The organism is Streptomyces sp. NPDC021096 (genome assembly GCF_040641275.1).
Taxonomy (GTDB): Bacteria; Actinomycetota; Actinomycetes; order Streptomycetales; family Streptomycetaceae; genus Streptomyces.
The window spans coordinates 1-25,364 of the sequence record NZ_JBFADG010000002.1; the positions used below are offsets into that span (position 1 = coordinate 1).

Sequence of the window (25,364 nt, forward strand, 5' to 3'; positions counted from 1 at the left end):
CGCTGTCCGCCGGGTCCCGGCTCCTGGTCGTCGACCCGGGCAAGGCGCAGGAGGTGCCGCTCGGCGCCGTGCCCGACCTCGTCACCGGCCACGGCACTCGGGGCGAGGGCCGGCCACGGGCGGCAGCCCGGTGGACCGGCGTCTCGACAACCTCACCAGCGGTACCAGCGGCCGCGTCCACCGCCGGTGCCGGCGGAGCGCATGACGAAGCCGAGCAGCCAGATCACCAGAACGGCCACGGCGACCCACCACAGGACCTTGATGGCGAATCCCGCCCCGAAAAGGATCAGGGCGAGCAGGAGAACGAGGAGCAGAGGAACCATAGTTATCAACCTCCAACGGTACGGGTGCCCCGTAATTCGTCTTCCACGCTTTCGAGTTCCCGCACCTGTCGTCTTCAGCCCTGTGCGGCATGGCGCATTGTGCTCATTCGAGGGGTGCATTCATCTGTGGCCGTTCCACGGATGTTTGGGGCCGTGACAGCGGGTACCCGCAGGAACAAGGCCCATGACCGATAGAGGCCCAATGACTGACCCAAAAGAATCGACAGACACACCCGACGAGCCCGCCCTCACGGCACCGCAGGTTCTGCGCGCGGCCCACGAACAGTTCGCCGAACTGACGGGCCGGTGCCCCGAAGGCGTCTCCCGGTTCGAGAGGACCGAGGAGGGCTGGCTGCTGGAGGCCGAGGTGGTGGAGGTCGCCCGCGTCCCCGAGACGATGAGCGTCATGGCGCTCTACGAGGTGACCCTCGACCCCCGGGGCCTGCTCACCGGCTACCGCCGTGTGCGGCGCTACGAGCGCGGCAGGACCGATTCCCGCTGACGCCCGGCAGACCGCGCGGGCCCGTCCGGGCCGTCGGACGACGAGGGGAAGCTGTCCGAAATGAGCGTTGTCCCTGTACAGCAGGGCGGTGGCGCAGGCGGCACCAGCGGCCTGTACGACGTCCTGGAACTGGTTCTCGACCGCGGCCTGGTGATCGACGCGTTCGTGCGCGTCTCGCTCGTCGGCATCGAGATCCTGAAGATCGACGTACGTGTGGTGGTCGCCAGCGTCGACACCTATCTGCGCTTCGCCGAGGCCTGCAACCGCCTCGACCTGGAGGCCGGCCCGCACCGCAGCGCCGGCCTGCCCGACCTCGTCGGCGAGGTGACCGAGAGCGGCGCCCGCGGCAGGACCAAGGGCGCGCTCTCCGGAGCCGCGCAGACCGTCTCCGACGCGATCCACCAGGTGCGCGGCAAGGGCGAGGGCCAGACCAGCGGCGCCCGTCGCTCCACCGCCCCCGCCAAGAAGAAGGGGGAGGAGGAATGAGCACCTACGTCTACGGCATCACCCGGGCCGGCCGGCGCGAACTGCCCCAGGGGCTCACCGGCATCGGCGACCCGCCGTGCCCGGTCCGTACGGTGGACGGCGCGGGCCTGAGGGCGGTGGTCAGCGACTGCCCGCAGGAGCTGCGGCCCAAGCGCCGGGACCTGCTCGCCCACCAGCACGTCGTCACCGAGATCGGCCGGCGCGCGCCCGTACTGCCCATGCGCTTCGGCAGCGTCTCCGACAGCGACGAGGCGGTGCACCACGTGCTGTGCGAGCACTCCGGGCGGTACGAGGAGCAGCTGGAACAGCTCACCGGCCGCGTCGAGTACAACGTCAAGGCCGTGCACCGCGAGGACGCCGTGCTGCATCTGGTCCTCGCCGAGGACGCCGGGCTGCGCACGCTCGCCGAGGCCAACAGGGCCGCGGGCGGCGGCTCCTACGAACAGCGCCTGCACTTCGGGGAGACGGTCGCCCGGCGCGTGCGCGACCGTGAGGACCGCGACGCGGAGCTGGTGCGCGAGACGCTGGCGCCGCTGGCGGAGAAGGCCCGGACCGGGCCCGAACACGCCGGCTGCTTCCTGAACCTGTCCTTCCTCGTCGACGAGTCCGCCGCCGGGCGCCTGCTCACCGAGACCGGCAGGCTCGAGAAGGAACTCCCGCACCTGGCGCTGACCGTGCACGGTCCGCTGCCGCCCTACAGCTTCGTCGAATGATCGGCTTCGTCGGCTGGGTGCTCCGCCGCGTGCTCACCGAGGCGGAGCGCCTGTACTACGACCCCTCCCTGGTGCGGGGAGAACTCAAGGCGCTGGAGGAGGAGCTGACGGCGGGCCGGATCGGCGAGGAGGAGTTCGACCGGCGCGAGGACGCCCTCCTCGACCGCCTGGACGCGATACGACGACGGACCGACGGGAGCGGGGCGATATGAACGGCGGCTTCGGCGGCGGTATCAGCGAGCGAATGGCGCCGGTACGACCCGACGGTTCGGCCAACCTCGCCGACATCCTGGAGCGGGTGCTCGACAAGGGCGTGGTGATCGCCGGGGATATCCGGGTCAACCTGCTCGACATCGAACTACTCACCATCAAATTGCGCCTGCTCGTCGTCTCCGTCGACAAGGCGAAGGAAATGGGCATCGACTGGTGGGAGAACGACCCCGCCCTCTCCTCCGGCGCCCGAAGGAACCACGTGGACGGCCGGAAAGACAGCGGCGAATTGCCCGCGCCGGCCGCCCCGCAGGAAGAACCGCAGAAGAAAGGGAAGGAGGAGACCCGGTGAATGCCGCACCACAGACGTATCTGTACGCCTACGCCGTCACCCGTGACTCCGCCACGGTCACCGATGCCCTCGCAGACGCCCTCGAAACCGTCACCGGCGTCGCGGGCGAACCCGTGCGCGCCGTACCCCACCTGGGCCTGGTGGCGCTGGCCGGGGCCGTACCGGCGGCGGACTACGCCGAGGCGGAGCTGTCCGCGCACCTGGAGGACCTGCACTGGCTGGAGAAGGTCGCGCGCTCGCACCAAAGGGTGATCGACAGCGTGACCGCCGCCGGACCGTGCGTCCTGCCCCTGCGGCTGGCCACCGTCTTCCATGACGAGGCGGGCGTCCGCACCATGCTGGCGAACAGGAAGGCGCTGCTCTGCTCGGCCCTCGACCGTCTGGAGGGGCGGACCGAATGGGGCGTCAAGGTCTACGCCCTCAACCCCGAGGCGCCGCCCCCGGCGTCCGCCGCCCCCCGCCCCACGACCCCGCGCGCCGCCCCGTCCGGCCGCGACTACCTCCGGCGCCGCGTGGCCGAACGGCACGCGCACGAGGAGGGGGCGCGCCGGGTGGACGAGGCCGCGCGCGGCCTCCACGCCACCCTCGCCGCCCTGGCCGAGGAGACCCGCCTCTACCCGCCCCAGGACCCCGGGCTCTCCCGGCACCCGGGCCGCAACGTCCTCAACGCCGCCTACCTCGTGCGGCGCGACGGCGCCCCGCACTTCGCCTCGGCCGTCACCGGACTCGCCGAGCGCATCCCCGGCGACGGCATCCACGTGGAACTGACCGGACCGTGGGCCCCGTACTCCTTCGTCGGCGCGGGCGCCTCCCCCGGGGAGGCCACGTGACCGGCGCCGGGGACCGGCTCCCGGCCCGCGGCCCTGCCCTGGTCGACCTGCTCGACCGGCTGCTGGCGGGCGGCGTCGTGCTCACCGGCGACCTCACCCTGCGCATCGCCGACGTCGACCTCGTACGCATCGACCTGCACGCCCTCATCAGCTCGATCGATGCCGGCGTCGCCGCACCACGGCAGGAGGAGGCGGCATGACGCGGCGCATGGAACTGGACCGCGACACCGTCGAGCGCGACCTGGTCAGGCTGGTGCTCACCGTTGTCGAGCTGCTGCGCCAGCTGATGGAACGACAGGCCCTGCGCCGCGTCGAACAGGGCACCCTCACCGAGGAGCAGGAGGAGCGGATCGGCCTGACCCTGATGCTGCTCGCCGAGCGCATGCGGGAGCTGTGCGCCCGCTACGGCCTGGAGCCGGAGGATCTCAACCTCGACCTCGGGCCGCTCGGGCCGCTGCTGTGAGGCCGGCGGCGACACGAGGGCCGCGCCACCGCCGGCGCGGGTCTCACAGTTCCCAGCCGTACGTCGGCGAGGTCCGGGGCTGCGGTGCCGCGCCCCTCGCCTCGACGTCCTGCTCGGCGGTCCGCAGGAGCCGGCTGCCGAGGTCGCGCAGGGCCCGCCCCGCCGCGAACTCGTCGCCGATCACCGGCGCGTCCTCGTCCCCCGGGGCGCGCCGCGCGGCTCCCGTGGCGGTGAGCGAGGTGGTCCCGGTGTCGAGGACCGCCCGTGCCTCCGTCCTTCCGCCGTCGTCCTCGACGAGCTGAAGGCGGACCTTCCACTCCGTTGTGTGTGGCATCGCTCCTCCTGGGGCGGCCGTGCGTCCGGGTGCGGCGCCTAGTGCGTCAGGTGCACCGGCTCGTGCATGACCTCCTGGATCTCGTCGCCCGCCTTGTCGAGCAGCTGCTCGGCGAGGCCGTTCAGGGCGCGGGCGGCCGCGACCTCCTCGCCGACGCGCTGCTGGCGCCGGTCGGCGGGGTTGCGGTTGGCGGTGCCCTGGGAGCTCAGCTTCGAGCCGTCGTGCATGCGCAGCCGCACGTCCGCCTGGGTGGTGGCGTCGATCTCGCGGAACTCCATTTCGATGGTGCAGTCGACGATCTTCTCCATGGTGATCACCTACAGCCTGTCGATCGGTCAGCCTGCGGGGGTGGACGCCGCCAGATGGGCGGTGAACCAGTCGCGGGCGAGGTCCGAGACGGTGTCCAGCGTGCCCGGCTCCTCGAAGAGGTGGGTGGCGCCCGGCACGACGGCCAGCCGGTTCTCGCAGCGCAGTCGCTCCGCCGCCTGCCGGTTGAGGTCGAGGACGGTCTCGTCGTTGCCGCCCACGATGAGCAGGGTGGGGGCGGTGACCTCGGCCAGCCGGGGGCCGGCGAGGTCGGGGCGCCCGCCCCGGGAGACCACGGCGGCGACGGCGTCGTCCGTGCCGCCCGCGGCCGCCGCGTCGGCGGCGGCCCACAGGGCGGCGGCGGCACCCGTGCTCGCGCCGAAGTAGCAGACGGGCACGGTCTCACGGCGGCGCAGCCACCGCGTCACCTCGGTCAGCCGGCGGGCCAGGGGCTCGACGGCGAAGACGTTGGCCCGGTCGTTCTCCTCCAGCGGGGTGAGGAGGTCGAACAGGAGCGTGCCCAGCCCCGCCTCGTTCAGGGCCCGGGCGACGGCGCGGTTGCGGGGGCTGAGGCGGCTGCTGCCGCTGCCGTGGGCGAAGACCACGAGCCCGGGGGAGCCGGCCGGCACGGCCAGATCACCGGCGAGGACGGTCCGGCCGCCGTCCACGGGGATCTTCAGGGCGCCCGAGTGCGCCTCGCCGCCGCCGCTGCGGTGCTCGTCGGCGTTGCGGCGCAGCAGCTCCACGACCTCCTCGTCGGAGGTCTGGGAGAAGTCGCGGTACCACTCGCCGACCGCCGAGAAGAGGGCCGGGGTGCTCAGGCAGATGAGTTCGTCCACTTGCGTGCGGAACTCCGCCGCCGCGTCCGGGGGTGCCACCGGCACGGCGAGCACCACGCGCGCGGCGCCCTGGGCCCTGGCCACCTGGCAGGCGGCCGCCGCCGTGGCGCCGGTCGCTATGCCGTCGTCGACGACGACGGCCGTACGGCCCTTGAGCGGGATCCGGGGCTGCCCGGCGCGGAACGTCTCCGCGCGGCGTGCGAGCTCCGCCTCCTCGCTGCGCTCGACCTCGGCCAGATCGTCCTGGTCGACCCGGCTCATGCGCACGATGTCGTCGCGGATGACCCGTACCCCGCCCTCACCGATGGCGCCGAACCCCAGCTCGCGGTGGTACGGCACGCCCAGCTTGCGGACGAGGATCACGTCGAGGGGGGCGTCGAGCGCCCGGGCGACCTCGAAGGCCACCGGCACACCGCCGCGGGGCAGGCCGAGGACCACCGGATGCTCGCCGCGCAGATGCCCCAGCCGCTCGGCCAGGCGCCGACCGGCGTCGACTCGGTCGATGAACCGCATGATCCACCTCTGGCCCCGGGGCCCGGCTCCGGAGTGCCCCGGGGAGACCGGGGAAGCCGTGATTGCAAGGGGAAGCCGTAGTTCCAATATGACGGGATACGGGGGGATAGTCCACAGATGGCCTCCCCCGCGGCCGCGCCCCGCGGGATCCGGGCGGCGGGCCCCTCCGGACGGGCGGATTGGTTGACTGGTGTCGTGAACTGCATCTTCTGCGCCATCGCGGCGGGCGAGGCGCCCGGCCACCGGGTCCTGGAGGACGAGAGCACGGTGGCCTTCCTGGACGCCCGGCCGCTCTTCCCCGGGCATGTGCTGGTCGTGCCCAGGCTGCACGCCGAGACGCTCACCGACCTGCCGTCCGCCGAGGTGGGGCCGTTCTTCACCCGGGTCCAGCGGATCGCGGGCGCCGTGGAGCGGGGCATGGGGGCCGCCGGTTCGTTCGTCGCCGCCAACAACCGGATCAGCCAGTCCGTGCCGCACTTCCACGTGCACGTGGTGCCGCGCAACCACAAGGACGGGCTCCGCGGCTTCTTCTGGCCGCGCGGCCGCTACGCCTCGGACGAGGAGGCCGCGGCCGTCGCCGCGCGGGTCCGGGCCGCCCTGGCCGACGGACCGCAGGTCTAGACCGGCGGCATCCGACTGCACTTCGCGCGCCCTCCGGTGAGGCGCCCCGCGGCCCCGGGCAGACATCCGGTCATGCCCTTGCTCGTGGGAACCTCCGGGTGGCAGTACAAGGACTGGCGCGGCGACCTCTACCCCTCCGACGTGCCGCAACGGCTCTGGCTGGAGGAGTACGCCGGCCACTTCGCGACCGTGGAGAACAACAACGCCTTCTACCGGCTGCCCACGCCCGAGACGTTCGCCGACTGGCACGACCGCACCCCCGAGGGCTTCGTCATGGCCGTCAAGGCCAGCCGCTACCTCACCCACATCAAGCGGCTGCGCGACCCCGAGGAGCCCGTCCACCGGCTGCTGCGGCACGCCGCCGGCCTGGGGGACCGGCTGGGGCCCGTCCTGCTGCAGCTGCCGCCCACGCTGCGGGCCGACGCGGCCCTGCTGGACGCCGCGCTCGCCTGCTTCCCGCCCGGGGTGCGGGTGGCCGTCGAACCCCGCCACGCCTCCTGGTGGACGGACGAGGTCCGCGGTGTACTGGAGCACCGCCGCGCCGCACTGTGCTGGGCGGACCACGACTCGCGGCCCGTGACCCCGCTGTGGCGCACGGCCGACTGGGGCTACGTGCGCTTCCACGCCGGCCGGGCCCGGCCGTGGCCGCGCTACGGCCGCCAGGCGCTCACCACCTGGGCCCACCGGGTCGCCGACACCTGGCCCGACCGGGCGCGGGTGTACGCCTACTTCAACAACGACCCCGGCGGCGCGGCGGTCCACGACGCGGCCGCCTTCGCCCGCGCCGCGGGCCGGCTGGGACGCACCGTGAGCCGGACGCCGTCCCCGCGCGGCTGAGCCCTGCCGGCCTGCCACGGCCTGCGGCGCCCTGTCGTGAGTGCCAGGCTGGGAAGGGGTGGCAGCAGGGATGCGGGAACCGCCGTCACGGCAGGAAACGCGAGTGAAGGAGCAGCAGATGCCCAGGGGATCCAGCCCGAAGCGCGAGCGGCAGTACGAGCACATCAAGGACAGCGCCCGCGAGCGCGGCGAGAGCGAGAAGCGCGCCAAGGAGATCGCGGGCCGGACCGTCAACAAGGAGCGGGCCCGCGCCGGCGAGTCCAAGACCGCCAGCCGCACCTCGCTGCAGGACATGTCCTCCTCCCGGCGCGGCGGTCAGCGCTCGCACTCCGGCGCCCAGGGACCGACGAAGGACCAGCTGTACAACGAGGCCAGGCAGAAGAACATCCACGGCCGCTCCGACATGACGAAGGCGGAGCTGAAGAAGGCACTGGGCCGGGACTGAGCGCCCGCCGGCCCCCGCCTTCCCGGGGTTCGTTGTAGGAACCGCACAGGACCGCCCCCTCAGCGCTGAACAGGCCCCCACCAGCGCCGACGACGCGCCATCGGTGAGGATGAGCGGGTGCCCGAACTCCTGAACCCCGCGGACCCCGGCTTCGCGCGCGACCCGTACCCCTACTACGCGCGCCTGCGCTCCCAGGGCCCCGCGGCACGGGTGCCCCTGGCCAACGGCACGCACGCCTGGCTCGTCACCGGCTACGAGCAGGCCCGCGCCGTCCTCGCCGACCCGCGGTTCTCGAACGTACCGGCGGCCGGTGCGGGGCGCCCCAAGCCGGACTCCCCGGCCCAGCGCGCCCGTGGCTGCCTCGCCCGCCACATGCTCAACTCCGACGCCCCCGACCACGTCCGGCTGCGCCGGCTGACCACCGCCGCCTTCACCCCGCGCCGCGTCGACGCGCTGCGGCCGCGCATCGAGCGGCTGACCGACGAGCTGCTGGCGCCGCTGGCGTCCCGGGCGGCGGCCGGGGAGCCGGTCGACCTGGTGGACGCCTTCGCGTTCCCGCTGCCCGTACTCGTGATCGGCGAGGTGCTGGGCGTGCCGGAGGCCGACCGGGCGGACCTGCGCGAGTGGACCTACCGGGTCGGCTCGCCCACCGACGCGCTGGAGCGCGGCGCCGTCGACGAGGCGTGGACCCGGCTGCACGCCTACTTCACCGCCCTCATCGCCCACAAGCGCCGCGAGCCGGGCGAGGACCTCTTCAGCGCCCTGGTGCACGACGCGGGGGAAGCCACCGAGGGGGGACTGGACGACGGCGAACTGCTCGCCATGGCGTTCCTGCTGCTCTTCGCCGGCTACGAGACGACCATGAACCTGCTCGCCTCGGCCGCCCTGCTGCTGCTCACCCACCCCGACGAGCTCGCCGCCGCCCGCCGCGGCGGCGAGCGGCACTGGGAAGCCGTCGTCGAGGAGACGCTGCGGCACGCGAGCCCCCTGGAGGGGACGACCTGGCGGCGCACCACCGAGCGCGTCGACCTCGGCGGCGGCGCGGTCATACCGGCCGAGGACTCCGTCCTCGTCGTCCTGGCCGCCGCCAACCGCGACCCCGGCCGCTTCCCGTCCCCCGACGCCTTCCACCCCGCCCGCTACCTGGCGGGTGCCGAGCGCCCCGCCCCGCACCTGGCGTTCGGCCACGGCCCGCACTTCTGCCTCGGCTCCCGCCTGGCCCGCCTGGAGGCGGCCGTCGCCCTGCCGCGCCTGTTCGCCGCCCTCCCCGCACTGCGCCTCGCCGCCGATCCCGCCACCCTTCCCTACCGCCCGGGCCTGCTCGTGCGCGGCCCCCGCCGGCTGCCCGTGCGCTGACGCCGGCGGCCGCCGAACGGGGGAAGGTGAATCGCGCCCGGGCGGCGGCTGCCGGAAGGTGGGTGTGTGAAGGCCGCCCAGACCCCGCAGGAGCCCCCCGACGACCACGTCGTCGTCCTCTTCGGCGCCACCGGTGACCTCGCCCGGCGCAAGCTGCTCCCGGGGCTGTACCGCCTGGACCGGGCGGGCCTGATGCCGCGCCGGTTCCGGATCGTCGGCTCGGCACCGGCCGCGTCCGCCCTCACCGACGAGGAGTTCCGCGCCCACGCCAGGGACGCCGTCCGCGAGTTCGGCACGGGCGAGGCCACCGGCCCGCAGTGGGAGGCGTTCGAGGCCACGCTGAGCTTCGGCGCCGCCGACCCCGAGGACCCGCAGCCGCTGCTCGACGCCGTGGGCGCGGCGGAACGGGCCGTCGGCGGCGGCCCGCGCCGGCTGTGCCACCTCGCCGTGCCGCCCAGCGCCTTCGCCTCCGTCGTCGCGATGCTCGGCCGGACGGGCCTCGCGGACGGCGCCCGCGTCATCATCGAGAAGCCGTTCGGCACCGACCTGGCCTCCGCGCGCGCCCTCAACGAGACCGTCCACGCCGTCTTCGACGAGTCGCGGGTCTTCCGCATCGACCACTTCCTGGGCAAGGAGTCCGTCGACAACATCCTCGCCCTCCGCTTCGCCAACGGCCTCTTCGAACCCGTCTGGAACCGCGAGCACATCAGCCACGTCCAGATCGACGTCCCCGAGACCATCGGCATCGAGGGCCGCGCCGGCTTCTTCGAAGAGACCGGCACGTTCCGGGACATGGTCGTCACCCACCTCTTCCAGGTCCTGGGCTTCGTGGCCATGGAGCCGCCCGCCTCGCTCGGCGCCCAGGACCTGCGCGAGGAGAAGACCCGCGTCTTCCGGGCGATGGAGCCCCTCGACCCCGCCCACGTCGTCCGCGGCCAGTACGCCGGCTACCGGGCCGAGCCCGGCGTCGACCCGCACTCCGACACCGAGACCTTCGTCGCGCTGCGCACCGGGATCGACAACCCCCGCTGGGCCGGCGTGCCCTTCCACCTGCGCTCCGGCAAGTCCCTCGGGCAGCGCCGCCAGGTCGTCTCGCTGCACTTCAGACGGCCGCCCCTGGAGCTGTTCCCCGACCGCCCCCGCACCGGCCCCGCCGCGCACGGCAACGCGCTGGTGGTCGACTTCGACGACCCCGGCTGGATCGCCGCCCGCTTCCTGGTGAAGGAACCCGGCCCCGCCATGCGCCTGTGCCCCGCCAGGATGGACTTCCGGTACGCCGACTCCTTCCGGCAACAGCACGGGCTGGAGGGCTACGAACGCCTCATCCTGGACGCCATGCTCGGCGACCAGGCCCTCTTCACCCGCGCGGACGGCATCGAACGGCTCTGGGAGGTCTCCGACCCGCTGCTGCGCAACCCGCGCCCCGTGCAGCCGTACGCCGCCGGGTCGTGGGGCCCCGCAGCCGCCGAGGAGCTCATCGCGCCGCACCACTGGTACCTGCCGGACATGGCTGCCGATGATCCGGGAAGTGGGACACCATGACGCATCTCGGCCTTCCCGACGGCATTCGCGCCTGCCTGTTCGACATGGACGGCGTGCTGACCCAGACGGCCACCGTGCACGCGGCCGCCTGGAAGGAGACGTTCGACGCCTTCCTCCGGCGCCGCGACGGCGCGGACTTCCGGCCGTTCGACGCCGTCGCCGACTACGACGCGTACGTCGACGGAATGCCCCGCGCCGACGGGGTGCGCTCCTTCCTCGCCTCGCGCGGCATCCACCTGCCCGAGGGGGACGACGACGATCCACCGGAGCGGGACACCGTGCACGGCCTGGGCAACGCCAAGAACGCGCTCGTCCTGCAGAAGATCAAGGAGCTGGGGGTGCGGGCCTACCCCGGCTCGGTCCGCTACGCCGAGGCCGCACGGGCCGCCGGGCTGCGCCGCGCGGTGGTCTCCTCCAGCGCCAACTGCCACGACGTGCTGGTCGCGGCGGGCATCGAAGGCCTCCTCGAGGTGCGCGTCGACGGGGTGGTCGCGGCCGAGCGGCACCTGGCGGGCAAGCCCGCCCCGGACACCTTCCTCGCCGCCGCCCACGCCCTGGGCGTACCGCCCGACCGGGCCGCGGTGTTCGAGGACGCCCTGGCCGGCATGGAGGCGGGACGGGCCGGGAGGTTCGGCTTTGTCGTCGGGGTGAACCGGGCCGATCAGGCCGAGGCCCTGCGCCGGCACGGGGCGGACGTCGTCGTGGACGATCTCGCCGAGCTGCTGGAGGACGCCCCGTGATCACCCACCCGGCCTACCGCGTCGAGCCCTGGTGCCTGCGCGAGACGGAGCTCAACCTCGACGTGCTCTCCCAGAGCGAATCCGTCTTCGCGCTGTCCAACGGCCACGTCGGCTGGCGCGGCAACCTCGACGAGGGGGAGCCGCACGGCCTGCCCGGCTCCTACCTCAACGGCGTGTACGAGTTCCGGCCGCTGCCCTACGCGGAGGCCGGCTACGGCTACCCCGAGTCCGGCCAGACCGTCATCAACATCACCAACGGCAAGCTCATCCGCCTCCTGGTCGACGACGAGCCCTTCGACCTGCGCTACGGCAAGCTGCACAAGCACGAGCGGGTCCTGGACTTCCGCACCGGCCTGCTCCACCGCACCGCGGAGTGGACCTCGCCGAGCGGCCGCAGCGTACGGGTCCGCTCGAGCAGGCTGGTCTCCTTCTCCCAGCGCGCGGTGGCCGCCGTCGCCTACGAGGTCGAGTCGCTGGACGGCGACGTGCGCATCGTCATCCAGTCCGAGCTGGTCGCCAATGAACAGCTGCCCCGGACCGGGGGCGATCCCCGGGCGGCCGCGCTGCTGGAGTCGCCGCTGGCCAGCGAGGAGCACGCCGCGTACGGCCCGCGGATCCGGCTGCTGCACCGCACCCACCACAGCGGACTGCGCATGGGGGTGTCGGCGGCGCACGCGGTGGACGGCGGCGAGAAGACCGAGATGTCCTCCGAGAGCAGCGAGGACCTGGCCCGCTTCACCATCACCTCGCGGCTGTGCTCGGGCCAGCGGCTGCGGGTGGAGAAGTTCGTCGCGCACGGCTGGTCGGCGATGCGCTCGACGCCGGCCGTGCACGACCAGGTGGACGCGGCCCTGGCGGGGGCGGTCAGCACCGGCTGGGACGGCCTGGTCGACGAGCAGCGCCAGTACCTCGACGGGTTCTGGGCCCGGGCGGACGTGGAGGTGGACGGCGACGCGGAGATCCAGCAGGCCGCGCGGTTCGCCCTCTTCCACGTGCTGCAGGCCGGCGCCCGTGGAGAGGCCCGCGCCCTGCCGGCCAAGGGGCTGACCGGTCCGGGGTACGACGGCCACTGCTTCTGGGACACCGAGACGTTCGTCCTGCCCGTGCTGACCTACACCGCGCCCCAGGCGGTGGAGCAGGCCCTGCGCTGGCGGTACAACACCCTGCCCGCCGCCCGGGAACGCGCCCGGCAGCTGGGTCTGCAGGGCGCCGCCTTTCCCTGGCGGACCATCAACGGCGACGAGTGCTCCGGCTACTGGCCGGCCGGGACGGCGGCGTTCCACATCAACGCCGACATCGCCGACGCGGTCGTCCGCTACGTCCGCGCCACCTGCGACGACACCTTCGAGCGCGAGGTCGGGCTGCCGCTGCTGGTGGAGACCGCCCGGCTGTGGCGCTCCCTGGGCCACCACGACCACCACGGCGACTTCCACATCGACGGGGTGACCGGCCCGGACGAGTACAGCGCCATCTCGGACGACAACGTCTATACGAACCTGATGGCACAGCACAATCTGCGGGCCGCCGCGGCCATGGCCGAACGCCACCCGGAGCTCGCCGCGGCGCTCGACGTCGACGACGAGGAGACCGCCGCGTGGCGGGACGCGGCGACGCGCATGACCCTGCCCTACAACGAAGAGTTGCAGGTGCACGAGCAGTCCCAGGGCTTCACCCGCCACCAGCTGTGGGACTTCGCCCGCACCGGGGACGACCAGTACCCCCTGCTGCTGAACTTCCCCTACTTCGACCTCTACCGCAAACAGGTCGTCAAGCAGGCCGACCTCGTCCTCGCCATGTGCCTGCGCGGGGACGCCTTCACCGCCGAGGAGAAGGCCCGCAACTTCGCCTACTACGAACAGCTGACCGTGCGCGACTCCTCGCTGTCCGCCTGCGGCCAGGCCGTGATGGCCGCGGAGGTCGGCCACACCCGGCTGGCCTACGACTACTTGGGCGAGGCGGCGATGATGGACCTCTCCGACCTGGAGGGCAACACCCGCGACGGCATTCACATCGCCTCCCTCGCCGGCACCTGGTTCGCCCTGGTCATCGGCTTCGGCGGCATGCGCGAGGACGACGGCCTGATCGGCTTCACCCCCCGGCTCCCCGAGCAGCTGGGGCGGCTGGCGTTCACGGTCCAGTTCCGGGAGCAGCGGCTGCGGGTGGAGATCACCGGCCGGACGGCGAAGTACACCCTGCTGGACGGCGAGGTCCTGGAGATCCGGCACTGCGGCGAGCGGCTGAAGGTCACGGCCGGTTCGCCCGAGTCCCGCCAGGTCCCCGCCATCACCGCCGGCCACGCCCCCGACCAGCCGGCCGGCCGCGGCCCGTCGCGCCGGGGCCACACAGCCGGGCACGTGGAGGAGGCGGTCCGCTGAGGCGACCCTGCCGGGGAGGCGCGGGGGAGAGGGTGCGAGGATCGGTCGCCGCATCCGCCCGCGTCCCCGACAGGTGAGTACATGCCCCCGATCAACGTCCTGGCCCTGTGCGGAAGTCTGCGCGAGGGCTCGCTCAACTCCGCGGTGGCGCACACGGCCGCGGGCCTGTGCAGGCCCCCGGTCTCCCTGACGGTCCACGAGGGGCTGGGCGGCCTCCCCTTCTTCAACCCCGATGTGGAGCGGGACTGTCCGCCGCCGGAGGTGCTGGACTTCCGCGCGCGGCTCGCGGCCGCGGACGCCGTGCTCATCACGAGCCCCGAATACGCGCACGGCACGTCGGGCGTCCTGAAGAACGCCCTGGAGTGGGTGGTCGGCGGCGGCGAACTCGTGGACAAGCCCGTCGCCGTCGTCACGGCCTCTCCCTCGATGACCGGCGGGGACCGGGCCCAGGCGTGGCTGCGCGAGACCCTGGAGGTCATGAGCGCCCGGGTACTGCCGGCCGGACTGCGGATCGCCTGCGCCGGCGCCAAGATCACCGATGGCCGGGTGACGGACGAGGCGACCCTGGCCGAGCTCGGGACGCTCGTGGCGGAGCTGGCCCGGGCCGGTGCCGAGGCGCCCGCCGGGCTCAGTCGCGGTTGTTGAACCAGCCCCTGCGCCAGCCGTAGCCGCTGCTGCGCAGCCGCCGCTGCGCCTTGTGCAGCAGCGGGTGCCGGTCCCGCTGCTCGCTGGCGGCCCGGTCGAGCTCCTCCGCCAGGCGCTCGGTCCGCTTCTCCACGTCCAGTTCGTCCAGGATCCGGTCCATCTCGGCCAGCAGCGCCCCGTGCAGCTGCCACTGGCGCGGGTGCCGCCGGACGGACTCCAGCAGCAGGTGGGCCGCGCGGTCGCGGCTGGCCCGGCCGGCGGCGAGCTCCCGCACGAGCCGGTCCTCGGCCTCCTCGGCGTTGGCGCTCACCTGCGTGGTGATCAGCACGGCGAAGCTCTCGACGGCGCGCGCGAGGTGGCGGAAGACGTCCTGCAGGGACTCGGCCACCTCGTCGGGGAACATCGGTTCCTGCGTGCGTTCCTTGGCGAGGTCGGTCAGGGTGCGGCAGATCACCCGCAGGACCACCGCCGCGATCTCCAGCGCGTCGAGTCCGGTGCGCAGGACGACCCGGAAGAGCAGGCCCTCCTTGACCCGGGGATTGAGCCGGAGGCTGTCCTCGGCCTGCCGCAGCGAGGCGTCGACCTGGACGATGTCGTGGTCCAGCCGGCGCGCCTCGTGCAGCCGTGCCGCCGCCTCCGCGACCGGCGTGTGGCCGCACACCTCGTCGCCGACGCGCTGCAGCAGCTGCCCCATGCGGCGCGAGAGGTGCTCGATGGCCTGGCTCGCGGGCTGGACCCACACCGGAGGGACGAACAGCACGTCGAAGAGCAGCCCGACGATCGCGCCGATCAGGGTCTCCAGGACCCGGTCCCAGGCCGTTTCCGCCACCCGGGTCACCCCGAGCACGAGCATGGCGCTGATCGCCACCTCGGGGACGAATTCACCCGCGCGGACGAAGCGCCCGATGACCAGGGAAGCGAGGATGATCAACCCCAGGCTCCACCACGTGAGCCCCACCATGGCGCTGAACCCGATGGCGATCAGGACCCCCGCCACCACGGAATTGACTCTGCGGATGCCGGTGGTGAGGGTCGAGTAGAGCGTGACCTGGACGACGAGGAGCGCGGTCAGCGGCGCCGTGAGCGGCGCCGGCTCGTTGCTCAGCTGGAGGGCCACCACATAGGAGATCACCGCGGCCAGCGTGGAGCGGACCGCCTGCACCACGGCGGGTTCCCGGTGGCGTCGTACCAGGGTCGTCAGAGGGTCGGTGATATCGGGCACCTTGTGCCTCTTCCCGTACCAGGAGTTTCAATCACCTCATAGGTTTCAGGCATGATCGATCATGAAGTGGTACGGGTGTTCACCGGTCCGCACGGCACGGGCGGCAACCCGCTCGGCATCGTCGGGGACGGCGGCGCCGTCCCCGACGGGCCGGCCCGTCAGCGGCTGGCGGCGGAACTGGGCTTCAGCGAGACGGTGTTCGTCGACGACGCCTCCCACGGCGGCGTGGACATCTACACCCCCAGCGCCCGGCTGCCGTTCGCCGGCCATCCGCTGGTCGGCCTCGCGTCGTGGCTGCGCCGGCAGGGGCGGCCCGTGAGCGTGCTGCGCCCGCCGGCGGGCGAGGTGCCTACGTGGCAGGAGGGGGAGACGACCTGGATACGGGGCCGGGCGGAGTGGGCCACCGGCCGGCGCACCGAGCAGTACGCCACGGTCGCCGAGGTCGAGGCGCTGCCCGCGCCGCCGCCGGGGGAGGGCTGGCTGTACGCCTGGGCCTGGGAGGACGAGGCGGCGGGACGGGTACGGGCCCGGGGCTTTCCACGGCGGGGCGACGCCATCGTCGAGGACGAGGCCACCGGCGCCGCGGCCATCGTGCTGACCGCCCGGCTCGGCCGTTCCCTGACCATCCGCCAGGGGGTGGGCTCGCGGATCCTGACGCGCTTCCACACCGACGGCACGGTCGACCTCGGCGGCCGCGTGGAGGCGGTGACGACGGCCCGCTGAACCGGCCGCGGCCAGGACGCCGCCGACCCGGCCGCACGGCGAACGAGCCCCCACGGTCCGCGTCGAGGAGGAAACCGAAGACCGAGGGGGCATTGAAACGGGGCGGACAGCGCCACTCGATCGTGCCGTCCACCCCCACGAGCGCCACGGTGTGCAGATCACCGATGACGCCGTGGTCCTCGAGCGGCGGGCAGGGGCCCTGCCGGGGGAGGGGTGCCGTGCTCCATGGCTGTCGTCTCCACGCTAAGCCCGCACGATCACCCCCACCACCCGGGGCCCGGCCGCTACTCCTCGGCGCCGGCGGTCAGCCGCAGGCGCACCTCCAGCTCGTGCTCGCCGGGCACCGTGCCCAGGCTCTCCACCCCGAAGGCCGCCGCCAACTCCTCCCTGACCTGGCGCACGGGATCGGCCGCCCCGAAGAGGTCGGCGGTGACGGCCATCACCGGCTGCGTACGGACGGCCTCCGGCTGCGGGTTACGGGTGCGCGCGTCGACGACCATGGACCAGATCGTGGGCCCCGCACCGGGGGCCGCGGCCCGGGTCTCGCTGCGGGCCGGACCGGTGCCTTCCGGGAAGGCCGCCTCCAGCGCCGCGAACACCGCGTGCGCGTCCTCATGGCCGCATCCCGTCAGATGCACACTGACATGGTCCGCACTCTCGGCCCCGCTCATCACCCGGTGCTCCTCTGCCGTCAGGGGGCGCTGCCGCGCCGGCTCTCGATCCGACGGTACGCACGTGCCGCGTCCCCGGCGCGACGGCGAGGGCCATCCGTGGACCGGGGCACCCCCCCCGGCCGGACGCCGCCGGGAGCGGCCCCGACCGTTCGGGAGCGGTCTTGACCGCCGGGGAAGCGCAGTGGACCCTCAAGTGGAGTGCGGAGCAAGGGAGTTGACGCCCGGGCCCCGCGCTCGCTGCCCGTACGCCCCGTCGACGGCCGCCGGAGAGGACACCCGATGAGGATCGCGTTCATGGGCTACGGCGAGATGGGTGCCGCGGTACTGGCCGGGATCGCCGCCGAACACGAGCCGACCGTGGTCGTCACCCACCCGGCCCGCTTCGGCGGCCTGCACGAACCGCACGTGGCCAAGCTCGCCGTCGAGCTGGGGCTGCCCCTGGTGGAAGCCCGCGACGCGGGCGAGGCGCAGGTGGTCGCGGCGGTCCGCGGCGCCCGCCCCGACGTGCTGATGTCCGCGAACTGGCGGACCGTCATACCCGAGGCCGTCCTGGCGGTCCCCGCGCTGCACCCGCTCAACGTCCACGACGCGCTGCTCCCCGGCTACGCCGGCTTCGGCGCGGTCAACTGGGCGATCCGCAACGGCGAGCGCGAGACCGGCCTGACCGTGCACGTGATGGAGCCCGAGCTGGACACCGGGCCCGTCCTGTGGCAGGTGACCGTGCCCATCGCCCCGCAGGACACCGCGACCACCGTCCAGCGGCGCCTGCTGGACGCGTACCCCGAGGCCGTGCTGACCGCCCTGGCCCGCGCGGAGGCGGGGATCAAGCCGGTGCCGCAGCACGCGGGCGGGGCCTCGTTCTACCACCGCATCACCGAGGCGGACACGCGCATCGACTGGAGGCTGCCGACCGGACGGCTCCTCGACCTCGTCCGTGCGCACAGCGATCCGTTCGCCAACGCGTGGTGCACCCTCGGCGGGACGAAGCTCTACGTCAAGCGGGCCGCCCGGCCCTCCCGGCCGCACCGGGGATCGCCGGGGCGGGTCGTCAGGCGCACCGACGGCGGGGTCACCGTGGTCTGCGGGCACAGCTGGGAGGCGGGCTCGGACGGGGTCGTCCTGCTGGAGGTCCAGCCGGAGAACGGGAGCCCGCTGCCCGCGGCCGACGTCCTGCGTCCGGGCAACCGCCTGGAGTGAGCGCATCTCAAAGAGATTCTTTGAGATGATGACGGAATTCATTATTCGACTTATAGAGCAAAGCTCGGTAGCTTCGACGGAGTCCGATCTCCCGACCCGATGGGCGGTGTTTCCGTTGATGGGCGAACGCCGGGCGGCAACTCCCTGGAAGTTCATGGCCGCGACCGCGATCCTGTGGGGATCGGCCTTTCCGGCGATCCGGATCGCGCTGGAGGGCTACTCGCCGACGGCCATGGCCGTCCTGCGCCTCGTCTTCGCCGTCGTCCTCCTGCTCCCGTTCCTGGCCACCGGGCGCATCAGCCGCCTCCGCCGGGGCGACCTCGTGCGCATGGCGGGATTCGGCCTCACCGGCATGACCGCCTATCAGCTGCTGCTCTACGCGGGCGAACGGCACGTCGAGGGCGGAACGGCCGCCATGCTCGTGGCCACCTCGCCGGTCTTCGCCACCGCCCTCGGCATGCTGGTGCTGCGCGAACGCCCCGGCGCCTGGGGAGTCGCCGGCCTCCTGGTGGCCCTCGGCGGTGCGCTCGTGGTCGCCATGGCCGGCGGCGGAGGCGGCGGTTCGCAGACGGGCATGGTCATGATCGTGCTGGCGGCGGCCGCCCAGGCCACCTCGTTCATCCTGCAAAAGCCCCTGCTGCGCCGCTACTCCGGCATGGACTGCATCTTCTACGGCAGCCTGTTCGGCCTCCTGCCGCTGCTGTTCTTCGCCCCCGACGCCGCCTCCCACCTGGTGGCGGCCGGCTGGCAGCAGACCGCCGCCGTGGTGTGGCTGGGCCTGGGCTGCACGGTCCTGGCCTTCTGCACCTGGTCCCGCGTCCTGGAGGCCGCCTCCGCCTCGACGAGTTCCCTCGTCCTGTACGCGGTGCCCGTCGCGGCCCTGGCCCTGGACGCGGTGCTCCTCGGCACCCTGCCGGCCCCCATGGCGGTCCTGGGCGGCCTGATCGTGCTCGCCGGCGTCGGCATAGCCGCCGTCCGCCGGCCCGCCCCGCGCCCGTGCTCCGCGGACGAGGCCCCTGCCCCCGCTCCCGCCGACGAGCCGCCCGCGGACCCGCGGACCGGCACGGAGCCGCGGGAGTACGCGACCGCGGGATCCCGCAGGTAGCACGCCCTCCGCCGGGCGCCTCAGCCCACGGCCTTGAGGCGCCAGGCCTGGTTCTTCCCGCCGAGACAGGTCCACTGCTGCAGAGGCGTCCTGATCGGGGGCAGCGTCGCCGCCCCGGCCAGCCCTGGGGCCAGCACCAGTGGGCTTCCACCAGGTGGCCCGATGTTCCGCCGCCGCCCGCGCTCCTAACGTCGACCCCGTCCGTTCTTCTTGATCCAATCGATCCGAAGGAGCACGATGCGAGGCGTCACGCCCCCACTCGCGTTCGGCCTGAGCCTGGCCGGCCTGATGGCAGGAACGGTCCCCGCGACCGCCGCGCCCTCCCCGGCCCCCCGCCCGCTGCGGGCCTACGAGCAGCAGAGCCTCACCTGGGGAGCGTGCCCGCCGGCACAGGAGGAGCTGAACGCCGCGGGGGCGCAGTGCGCACAGGTGACCGTCCCCCTCGACTACTTAGCGCCCGGCGGCCGGACGATCCGCATCGCCGTCTCGCGCATCAAGGCCACGTCCAAGGCCGACCGGCGCGGCATCCTGCTGTCCAACCCCGGCGGCCCCGGCGGCAGCGGACTCGCCAACACCCTGGCCCTGCGCCCCGCGCTGAAGCGGGAGGCGGAACACTTCGACCTCATCGGCTTCGACCCCCGGTTCCTCGGCGAGAGCTCCCCGGTCGCCTGCGCCCCGGCGCCCCCGCCCGCACCACCCGGCCCGACGACGTCCCCCCGCGAGGACTTCGAGGCCTCCGTGCGGGCCGCGCGGGACACCGCGCGCCGCTGCCGGGACCACGGCGACAACGCGACGCTCCTGCCACACGCCTCCACCCGCAACGTCGCCCGCGACATGGACGTCATCCGCGCCGCTCTGGGCGAGCGCACACTGTCCTACTACGGCGTCTCCTACGGCGCCGACCTGGGCGCCGTCTACACCCAGATGTTCCCGCGCCGCACCGACCGCATGGTCATCGACTCCTCCACCGACCCGTCGGCCACGCAGTACGAACTGTTCCAGCGCTCCGGCAGGCCCGCCGAGGAAGCGCTGGACGAATGGGCCGCGTGGACCGCCCGGCGCCACGACACCTACCGCCTCGGCCGCACCCCCGCACAGGTACGGGCCACCGTCCAGGGGCTGCTCGACCACGCCGAGCGGCAGCCCGTCACCGTCGGCGGGCTCCGGCTCACCGCCCCCGTGCTGCGGATGCTGCTCAAGCAGCCCGTCCAGCACGCGGAGAACGACCCGGCCCTGGCCGGCATCGTCCGCGACCTCGCCGACGCCGCCGCCGGGAAGACCGCCCCGCCCGGCCCCGAACTCGCCGCCATGCTGCGGCTGCTCGCCTCACCCGGCCTGGCCGACAGCATGGTGGGCGGGGCGCTCTTCATGTGCGGCGACGGCGGCTGGCCCGCGGGCGGCTGGCCCAAGGACCCCGAGACGTACTGGAAGAACAGCGAGCGCAGCCGCGCCACCCAGCCCGTGTTCGGCCCCTACGTCAACGGCATGATCGCCCCGTGCGCGTTCTGGCCCGGCGAGCCCCGCGAGGCGGGCACCGCCGTCGCCAACGACGTACCCGTCCTGATGCTCCAGGCCCGCCGCGACAACAACGTCCCCTACGACGGCGCCCTCGCCCTGCACCGCAAGCTCACCGGCTCGCGCCTGATCACGGCGGACATCCGCTCCCACGGCGTCTACGGACGCGCCCTCGACGGCCACCGGCCCGTCCCCTGCGCGGACCGGGCCGTCAACGACTACCTGCGCACCGGAACCCTCCCCGCCCAGGATCTCACCTGCCCCCGCACGGAGGCCGCCCGATGAGCGCCGCCGGACCGACGGTCACCAGGCGGACCGGCCTCGCTGCCGCCGCCGCGGCCCTCCTGACGGCAACGGCCCCCGCCGCCGCGGCCACGGCCGCCGCGCCCTCCCCCGACGACCGGCTGCAGCGCGACGTGGACGCGATCCGGGCGACCGGTGTCACCGGCGTACTGGCCGAAGTGCAGACCGCACAGGGACGCACCACCGCACGCGCCGGGGCGGCGGACGTGAGCACCGGCCGGCCGGTGCCCTGGGACGCGTACTACCGGCTCGGCAGCGACACCAAGACCTTCACCGCCGTGGTCGCCCTCCAGCTCGTCGGCGAAGGCCGGCTCGCCCTGACCGACACCGTCGAGCGATGGCTCCCCGGAGCCGTGCGCGGCAACGGCAACGACGGCAGAAGGATCACCGTCGCCAACCTGCTGCGCCAGACCAGCGGCCTGAACGACTACGTCGCCGTCTCGGTCTCGCCGGACGACTTCACGCCCGAGGGCTACCGCAAGGGACGGTTCCGCACCACGGCACCACGGGAACAGCTCACCGCCGCGCTGAGCAGGCCTCCCCTGTGGACCCCGGACGCCGAGGACCCGGCAGGGGAACGCCGCTGGGGCTACTCCAACACCAACTACGTCGTCGCGGGCCTGATCATCGAACAGGTGACGGGCCACCCCTGGGCCCAGGAGATCCACGAGCGCGTCATCGAGCCGCTCGGCCTGCGCAACACCCTCGTCCCGGGAACCTCCTGCCACGTCCCTGCGCCCACCGCGGCCGCGTACACCCACTTCCCCGGCAGCCCACGCCCGACCGACACCACCGTCGCGGGCGGCGGCGGAGCGGACGGCGGCATCATCAGCACCACCCACGACCACGGCGTCTTCCTGCGCGCCCTGATGAGCGGCAAGCTGCTGCGCCCGGCCCAGTCGGCCGCGATGCGGCAGACCGTACCGGCCGACGACTGGATCCCCGCGCCGGGCGTCCGCTACGGACTGGGCATCGCCTGGCGGCCGACGACGGGCGACGGCGGCGGCATCTGGTTCCACGGCGGAACCCACCTCGGCGTGGTCTCCGAGAGCGGCGTGACCGCGGACGGCAGCCGTGCCGCGACGTCCGCCGCCTTCACCCTGCAGACCGACCCCGCCCCGCAGGAAGCCCAGGCCAAAGCCGCCCTCCGGCTGGTCGACAACGCCCTGCGGCCGGGCGGCGCCGGCTAGTCGACGAGCGCCCCGCAGGAGATGTTCACCGTCGCGGCGGTCATGCTCCCGGCCAGGTCCGAGGCGGCGAACACCGCCACGTTGCCCACGTCGGCCAGGGTCGCCGCGCGGTGGAGCATGGCCGCCTCCTCGATCCCGGCGACGATCTCCGCGCGTCCGGGGAAGTCCTCGGGCAGGCTCTCGGGGATGCCGCCCGTCTTGAGCGTCACGAAGCGGATGCCGTGCGGCCCGAGCTCGCAGGCCCACTGCCGGCGCAGCCCCTCGACGGCGTCCAGGGCGACCACGAACCCGCCCAGCCCCGGCACGGCCTCCGGTCCCGAGCCGCCGAACGCCAGGATCACCCCCGACGACCGCTTGACCATGTGCCGCGCGGCCGCCCTGGTCGTCAGGAACTGCGTCCGCACCGCGTGCTCGATCGGCCGGCTGAAGTCCTCGGCCGAGATGGTGGCCAGCGGTTCCTGGACGTCGCCGTAGGAGATGAGATTGAACGAGATGTCGACGCGCCCTGTCTGTTCGGCCACCGCGTCGACGAACGCGTCGACGGCCTCCTCGTCGAGCGCGTCGATGCGGGCCGTCTCGGCCAGGCCGCCGGAGGAACGGATGTCGTCGGCGACCCTGTCGAGCTTGGCGTGGGTGCGTCCGGCCAGGAAGACGGCGGCCCCCTCGGCGGCGAACGCACGGGCCACGGCGCCGCCGACGCGGCCTCCCGCTCCGTAGACCACGGCGACCTTGTTCTCGAGCAACATGCCCCTTGCCTACAGGTCGACGGCCCGCGGGGCGGTGCCGACACGCACGGGAGGCGTTCACTCGCGCGGCTGAGGTAGTGCCGCGCGCGTTCGGGAAGGAAGGGTTTCATGTTCAAGAACACCAAGGCCTTCAGCGGCTTCTCCGTGGACGACATCGACGAGGCCAAGCGCTTTTACGGGGAAACATTGGGGCTGGAGGTGTCCGAGAAATACGGCTTGCTGACCCTGCGCCTGGGCAGCGGCGCCGACGTGCTGATCTATCCGAAGGCCGACCACACCCCGGCGTCCTTCACGATCCTCAACTTCCCCGTGGACGACATCGAGGCGGCCGTCGACGAACTGGGCCGGCGCGGGGTGGCCTTCGAGCGCTACCCCGGCCTGGAAGCGGACGACAAGGGCATCTTCCGCGGCGGCGGCCCCTATATCGCCTGGTTCACCGACCCCGCCGGGAACGTCATCTCCGTGCTGCAGGAGAGGTAGCGCCACTGTCCGCCCGGCACGGAACACCAGGTCAGGGGCGATTGTCAGACCCTGCTGACAGACTCTTCCCATGAGATGGGCAGTGGCCGAGACGGGCGACGGGAGCGTGCGCCTGTGCCCGCTGGACGAGCAGGGGCAGGCAGCCGGAGCGGCCGTGACCGAGCCGTCGCTGGCCGCCGCGGTGCGGGCCCGGCCCGAGGCCGGGCGATGGGTCTGGCGGTCCACGGCCCCGGTCTACGGACGGCTGCTCGACGCCGGCGTGCGCGTCGAGCGGTGCTACGACGTGGAGGCCGCCGAGGCGCTGCTCATCGGCCATGAACAGGGCCAGTCCGGCCAGCCCCGCTCGCTCGCGGCCGCGTGGGCGCGGCTGCGCGGGCTGCCCGTGCCGGCGGACCCGCCGGTGCGCACGGCCGACGCCCAGCCCTCGCTGTTCGAGCCCGGCCCGGTGCCGCTGCCGCCCGGCACCGACGCGCTGGAGGCCCTCGTCGAGGTCCACGCGGCCCAGCTGGCCCGCACGCGCAGCGCGGAGCACCCCGGCCGGATGCGGCTGCTGACCGCCGCCGAGTCGGCGGGGATGCTCGTCGCGGCCGAGATGGGGCGCTCCGGCGTCCCCTGGCGCGCCGACGTGCACCGGCGGTTGCTGGACGAGCTGCTGGGGGAGCGCTATCCGGGCGGCCAGGAGACGCGACGCCTGGCCGAGCTGGCCGACGAGGCGTCACGGGCGTTCGGCGAGGGCGTGCGCGTACGGCCCGACCTCCCCGCCGACATCGTCCGGGCCTTCGCACGCGAGGGCATCGCCCTGTCCTCCACGCGCGCCTGGGAGCTCAAGGAGCTCGATCACCCCGCCGTCCCGGCGCTGCTGGAGTACAAGAAGCTCTACCGCCTGCACACCGCCCACGGCTGGGCCTGGCTGCAGTCCTGGGTGCGCGACGGCCGCTTCCGGCCCGAGTATCTGCCCGGCGGCACGGTGACGGGCCGGTGGACCACCAACGGCGGCGGGGCCCTGCAGATCCCCCGCGTGATCCGGCGCGCGGTCGTCGCCGACCCGGGCTGGTGCCTGGTCGTCGCGGACGCCGACCAGATGGAGCCGCGCGTGCTGGCCGCCGTCTCCCGCGACCCGGGGCTGATGGACGTCGCCGGCAGCGGCCGCGACCTGTACGGCGATCTGGCCGAGCGCGTCTTCTCCGGCGACCGCGACCGGGCCAAACTCGCCATGCTCGGGGCGATCTACGGCCAGACCTCGGGCGACGGCCTCAAGCACATGGCGGATCTGCGCCGCCGCTTCCCCAGGGCGATCGCCTACGTCGACGACGCGGCCCGCGCGGGGGAGGAGGGCCGGCTCGTGCGGACCTGGCTCGGCCGCACCTGCCCGCCCTCGTCCACCGCCGTCGACGACGAGGCGGGCCTGCCCCAGGAGGAGCCGGCCCCCTGGGGCAGCACGGCGAGCGCGCGGGCGCGGGGACGGTTCACGCGCAACTTCGTCATCCAGGGCAGCGCCGCCGACTGGGCGCTGATCGTGCTCGCCTCGCTGCGCCAGGCGATCGCCGGCCTCGACGCCGAGCTGGTGTTCTTCCAGCACGACGAGGTGATCGTCCACTGCCCCGAGGAGGAGGCGCCCCAGGTCGTGGAGGCCATCCGCACGGCGGGGGACCGCGCCGGGCGCATCGCCTTCGGCGACACGCCCGTGCGGTTCCCGTTCACCACGGCCGTGGTGAAGTGCTACGCGGAAGCGAAGGCGTAACGATTCGCCCCGGGTGCGGCGCCGGCGCGGCCGGGC

30 protein-coding genes and 1 pseudogene are annotated in these 25,364 nt (G+C 73.7%); 23 read left to right on the plus strand and 8 right to left on the minus strand.

Annotated features, from left to right (window positions below):
• Nucleotides 1-152: 152 nt before the first annotated feature.
• The gene (locus tag AB0G59_RS03585) at nucleotides 153-323 is read right to left on the minus strand and encodes a hydrophobic protein (RefSeq protein WP_071966292.1); all 171 of its coding nucleotides are present in this window, start codon (nucleotides 321-323) and stop codon (nucleotides 153-155) included.
• A 202-nt stretch (nucleotides 324-525) separates the two neighbouring features.
• Here AB0G59_RS03585 and gvpO point away from each other — a divergent pair, with 202 nt between their 5' ends.
• From gvpO to AB0G59_RS03625, 8 genes are read left to right on the plus strand one after another with little or no spacing between them, the layout of a single operon-like run.
• A complete protein-coding gene (gene gvpO, locus AB0G59_RS03590) occupies nucleotides 526-825 on the plus strand; it encodes a gas vesicle protein (RefSeq protein WP_071966293.1) in 300 nt (99 codons plus the stop codon).
• Between the two features lie 60 nt (nucleotides 826-885).
• Entirely contained in the window at nucleotides 886-1,311 is a 426-nt protein-coding gene (locus AB0G59_RS03595) for a gas vesicle structural protein GvpA (protein ID WP_360907603.1), read from the plus strand.
• Complete coding sequence (locus AB0G59_RS03600; protein WP_360907605.1) at nucleotides 1,308-2,024, plus strand: GvpL/GvpF family gas vesicle protein; 717 nt, start codon at nucleotides 1,308-1,310, stop codon at nucleotides 2,022-2,024. Before AB0G59_RS03595 ends, AB0G59_RS03600 begins: the two co-directional genes overlap by 4 nt.
• The gene (locus tag AB0G59_RS03605) at nucleotides 2,021-2,236 is read left to right on the plus strand and encodes a gas vesicle protein GvpG (protein ID WP_360907607.1); all 216 of its coding nucleotides are present in this window, start codon (nucleotides 2,021-2,023) and stop codon (nucleotides 2,234-2,236) included. The genes AB0G59_RS03600 and AB0G59_RS03605 overlap by 4 nt, the downstream gene beginning before the upstream one ends.
• A gap of 32 nt (nucleotides 2,237-2,268) precedes the next feature.
• Nucleotides 2,269-2,586 (plus strand): gas vesicle protein, encoded by a 318-nt coding sequence (locus AB0G59_RS03610; RefSeq protein WP_360908598.1) that lies wholly within the window; start codon nucleotides 2,269-2,271, stop codon nucleotides 2,584-2,586.
• Complete coding sequence (locus tag AB0G59_RS03615; protein WP_360907609.1) at nucleotides 2,583-3,416, plus strand: GvpL/GvpF family gas vesicle protein; 834 nt, start codon at nucleotides 2,583-2,585, stop codon at nucleotides 3,414-3,416. Before AB0G59_RS03610 ends, AB0G59_RS03615 begins: the two co-directional genes overlap by 4 nt.
• Nucleotides 3,413-3,616, plus strand: coding sequence for a gas vesicle protein (locus AB0G59_RS03620; RefSeq protein WP_360907611.1), 204 nt, complete (start codon nucleotides 3,413-3,415; stop codon nucleotides 3,614-3,616). Before AB0G59_RS03615 ends, AB0G59_RS03620 begins: the two co-directional genes overlap by 4 nt.
• The gene (locus AB0G59_RS03625; RefSeq protein WP_071966298.1) at nucleotides 3,613-3,879 is read left to right on the plus strand and encodes a gas vesicle protein K; all 267 of its coding nucleotides are present in this window, start codon (nucleotides 3,613-3,615) and stop codon (nucleotides 3,877-3,879) included. Before AB0G59_RS03620 ends, AB0G59_RS03625 begins: the two co-directional genes overlap by 4 nt.
• Nucleotides 3,880-3,922: 43 nt before the next feature.
• Here the strand turns inward: AB0G59_RS03625 and AB0G59_RS03630 are convergent, their stop codons facing one another.
• From AB0G59_RS03630 to AB0G59_RS03640, 3 genes are read right to left on the minus strand one after another with little or no spacing between them, the layout of a single operon-like run.
• A complete protein-coding gene (locus tag AB0G59_RS03630) occupies nucleotides 3,923-4,213 on the minus strand; it encodes a dsRBD fold-containing protein (RefSeq protein ID WP_360907613.1) in 291 nt (96 codons plus the stop codon).
• A gap of 38 nt (nucleotides 4,214-4,251) precedes the next feature.
• Nucleotides 4,252-4,521 carry a DUF1876 domain-containing protein gene (locus tag AB0G59_RS03635; protein ID WP_360907615.1) on the minus strand — a complete coding sequence of 90 codons (270 nt, stop codon included), beginning with the start codon at nucleotides 4,519-4,521 and terminating at the stop codon, nucleotides 4,252-4,254.
• 27 nt (nucleotides 4,522-4,548) lie between these two features.
• On the minus strand, nucleotides 4,549-5,871 hold the full coding sequence (locus tag AB0G59_RS03640; RefSeq protein ID WP_360907617.1) for a phosphoribosyltransferase family protein: 1,323 nt from the start codon (nucleotides 5,869-5,871) through the stop codon (nucleotides 4,549-4,551).
• Nucleotides 5,872-6,066: 195 nt separating this feature from the next.
• Between AB0G59_RS03640 and AB0G59_RS03645 the strand changes: the two genes are divergently transcribed.
• The 8 genes from AB0G59_RS03645 (at nucleotide 6,067) to AB0G59_RS03680 (ending at nucleotide 14,432) form a co-directional block, all read left to right on the plus strand.
• A complete protein-coding gene (locus AB0G59_RS03645; RefSeq protein ID WP_360907619.1) occupies nucleotides 6,067-6,492 on the plus strand; it encodes an HIT domain-containing protein in 426 nt (141 codons plus the stop codon).
• A 72-nt stretch (nucleotides 6,493-6,564) separates the two neighbouring features.
• Complete coding sequence (locus tag AB0G59_RS03650; protein WP_360907621.1) at nucleotides 6,565-7,329, plus strand: DUF72 domain-containing protein; 765 nt, start codon at nucleotides 6,565-6,567, stop codon at nucleotides 7,327-7,329.
• Between the two features lie 118 nt (nucleotides 7,330-7,447).
• Nucleotides 7,448-7,774, plus strand: a complete 327-nt coding sequence (locus tag AB0G59_RS03655) for a plasmid stabilization protein (RefSeq protein WP_360907623.1) — start codon at nucleotides 7,448-7,450, stop codon at nucleotides 7,772-7,774.
• Between the two features lie 117 nt (nucleotides 7,775-7,891).
• The gene (locus tag AB0G59_RS03660) at nucleotides 7,892-9,130 is read left to right on the plus strand and encodes a cytochrome P450 (protein WP_360907625.1); all 1,239 of its coding nucleotides are present in this window, start codon (nucleotides 7,892-7,894) and stop codon (nucleotides 9,128-9,130) included.
• Between the two features lie 66 nt (nucleotides 9,131-9,196).
• Nucleotides 9,197-10,672 (plus strand): glucose-6-phosphate dehydrogenase, encoded by a 1,476-nt coding sequence (gene zwf / locus AB0G59_RS03665; protein ID WP_360907627.1) that lies wholly within the window; start codon nucleotides 9,197-9,199, stop codon nucleotides 10,670-10,672.
• Complete coding sequence (locus tag AB0G59_RS03670) at nucleotides 10,669-11,412, plus strand: beta-phosphoglucomutase family hydrolase (RefSeq protein WP_360907629.1); 744 nt, start codon at nucleotides 10,669-10,671, stop codon at nucleotides 11,410-11,412. The genes zwf and AB0G59_RS03670 overlap by 4 nt, the downstream gene beginning before the upstream one ends.
• Nucleotides 11,409-13,787 (plus strand): glycosyl hydrolase family 65 protein, encoded by a 2,379-nt coding sequence (locus tag AB0G59_RS03675; protein ID WP_360907631.1) that lies wholly within the window; start codon nucleotides 11,409-11,411, stop codon nucleotides 13,785-13,787. The genes AB0G59_RS03670 and AB0G59_RS03675 overlap by 4 nt, the downstream gene beginning before the upstream one ends.
• An 81-nt stretch (nucleotides 13,788-13,868) precedes the next feature.
• The gene (locus AB0G59_RS03680) at nucleotides 13,869-14,432 is read left to right on the plus strand and encodes an NAD(P)H-dependent oxidoreductase (protein WP_360907633.1); all 564 of its coding nucleotides are present in this window, start codon (nucleotides 13,869-13,871) and stop codon (nucleotides 14,430-14,432) included.
• Here the strand turns inward: AB0G59_RS03680 and AB0G59_RS03685 are convergent.
• Nucleotides 14,416-15,654 carry an FUSC family protein gene (locus AB0G59_RS03685; RefSeq protein WP_360907635.1) on the minus strand — a complete coding sequence of 413 codons (1,239 nt, stop codon included), beginning with the start codon at nucleotides 15,652-15,654 and terminating at the stop codon, nucleotides 14,416-14,418. The two genes, AB0G59_RS03680 and AB0G59_RS03685, sit on opposite strands and share 17 nt — an antisense overlap.
• Nucleotides 15,655-15,705: 51 nt before the next feature.
• Between AB0G59_RS03685 and AB0G59_RS03690 the strand changes: the two genes are divergently transcribed.
• Nucleotides 15,706-16,377 carry a PhzF family phenazine biosynthesis protein gene (locus tag AB0G59_RS03690; RefSeq protein WP_360907637.1) on the plus strand — a complete coding sequence of 224 codons (672 nt, stop codon included), beginning with the start codon at nucleotides 15,706-15,708 and terminating at the stop codon, nucleotides 16,375-16,377.
• Nucleotides 16,378-16,408: 31 nt separating this feature from the next.
• On the opposite strand, the pseudogene AB0G59_RS03695 reads toward AB0G59_RS03690, so the two are convergent.
• A pseudogene (locus AB0G59_RS03695) lies at nucleotides 16,409-16,555 on the minus strand (trehalase-like domain-containing protein); the annotation flags it as partial.
• Between the two features lie 106 nt (nucleotides 16,556-16,661).
• On the minus strand, nucleotides 16,662-17,048 hold the full coding sequence (locus tag AB0G59_RS03700; RefSeq protein ID WP_360907639.1) for a hypothetical protein: 387 nt from the start codon (nucleotides 17,046-17,048) through the stop codon (nucleotides 16,662-16,664).
• Between the two features lie 282 nt (nucleotides 17,049-17,330).
• Between AB0G59_RS03700 and AB0G59_RS03705 the strand changes: the two genes are divergently transcribed.
• The 4 genes from AB0G59_RS03705 to AB0G59_RS03720 all read left to right on the plus strand — a co-directional run bounded on the left by AB0G59_RS03705 (nucleotide 17,331) and on the right by AB0G59_RS03720 (nucleotide 22,361).
• Nucleotides 17,331-18,248: a methionyl-tRNA formyltransferase gene (locus AB0G59_RS03705; RefSeq protein ID WP_360907641.1), complete on the plus strand. Its 918-nt coding sequence runs from the start codon at nucleotides 17,331-17,333 to the stop codon at nucleotides 18,246-18,248.
• Between the two features lie 154 nt (nucleotides 18,249-18,402).
• Complete coding sequence (locus tag AB0G59_RS03710; RefSeq protein ID WP_360907643.1) at nucleotides 18,403-19,353, plus strand: DMT family transporter; 951 nt, start codon at nucleotides 18,403-18,405, stop codon at nucleotides 19,351-19,353.
• Nucleotides 19,354-19,590: 237 nt separating this feature from the next.
• Nucleotides 19,591-21,153 carry an alpha/beta hydrolase gene (locus AB0G59_RS03715; RefSeq protein WP_360907646.1) on the plus strand — a complete coding sequence of 521 codons (1,563 nt, stop codon included), beginning with the start codon at nucleotides 19,591-19,593 and terminating at the stop codon, nucleotides 21,151-21,153.
• Nucleotides 21,150-22,361 carry a serine hydrolase domain-containing protein gene (locus AB0G59_RS03720; protein ID WP_360907648.1) on the plus strand — a complete coding sequence of 404 codons (1,212 nt, stop codon included), beginning with the start codon at nucleotides 21,150-21,152 and terminating at the stop codon, nucleotides 22,359-22,361. The genes AB0G59_RS03715 and AB0G59_RS03720 overlap by 4 nt, the downstream gene beginning before the upstream one ends.
• Here AB0G59_RS03720 and AB0G59_RS03725 read toward each other — a convergent pair.
• Nucleotides 22,358-23,107, minus strand: a complete 750-nt coding sequence (locus tag AB0G59_RS03725) for an SDR family oxidoreductase (RefSeq protein WP_360907650.1) — start codon at nucleotides 23,105-23,107, stop codon at nucleotides 22,358-22,360. The genes AB0G59_RS03720 and AB0G59_RS03725 overlap by 4 nt on opposite strands.
• Before the next feature lie 108 nt (nucleotides 23,108-23,215).
• Here AB0G59_RS03725 and AB0G59_RS03730 point away from each other — a divergent pair, with 108 nt between their 5' ends.
• Nucleotides 23,216-23,587 carry a VOC family protein gene (locus tag AB0G59_RS03730; RefSeq protein ID WP_360907652.1) on the plus strand — a complete coding sequence of 124 codons (372 nt, stop codon included), beginning with the start codon at nucleotides 23,216-23,218 and terminating at the stop codon, nucleotides 23,585-23,587.
• Nucleotides 23,588-23,657: 70 nt separating this feature from the next.
• A complete protein-coding gene (locus AB0G59_RS03735) occupies nucleotides 23,658-25,328 on the plus strand; it encodes a bifunctional 3'-5' exonuclease/DNA polymerase (RefSeq protein WP_360907654.1) in 1,671 nt (556 codons plus the stop codon).
• Nucleotides 25,329-25,364 lie beyond the last annotated feature (36 nt).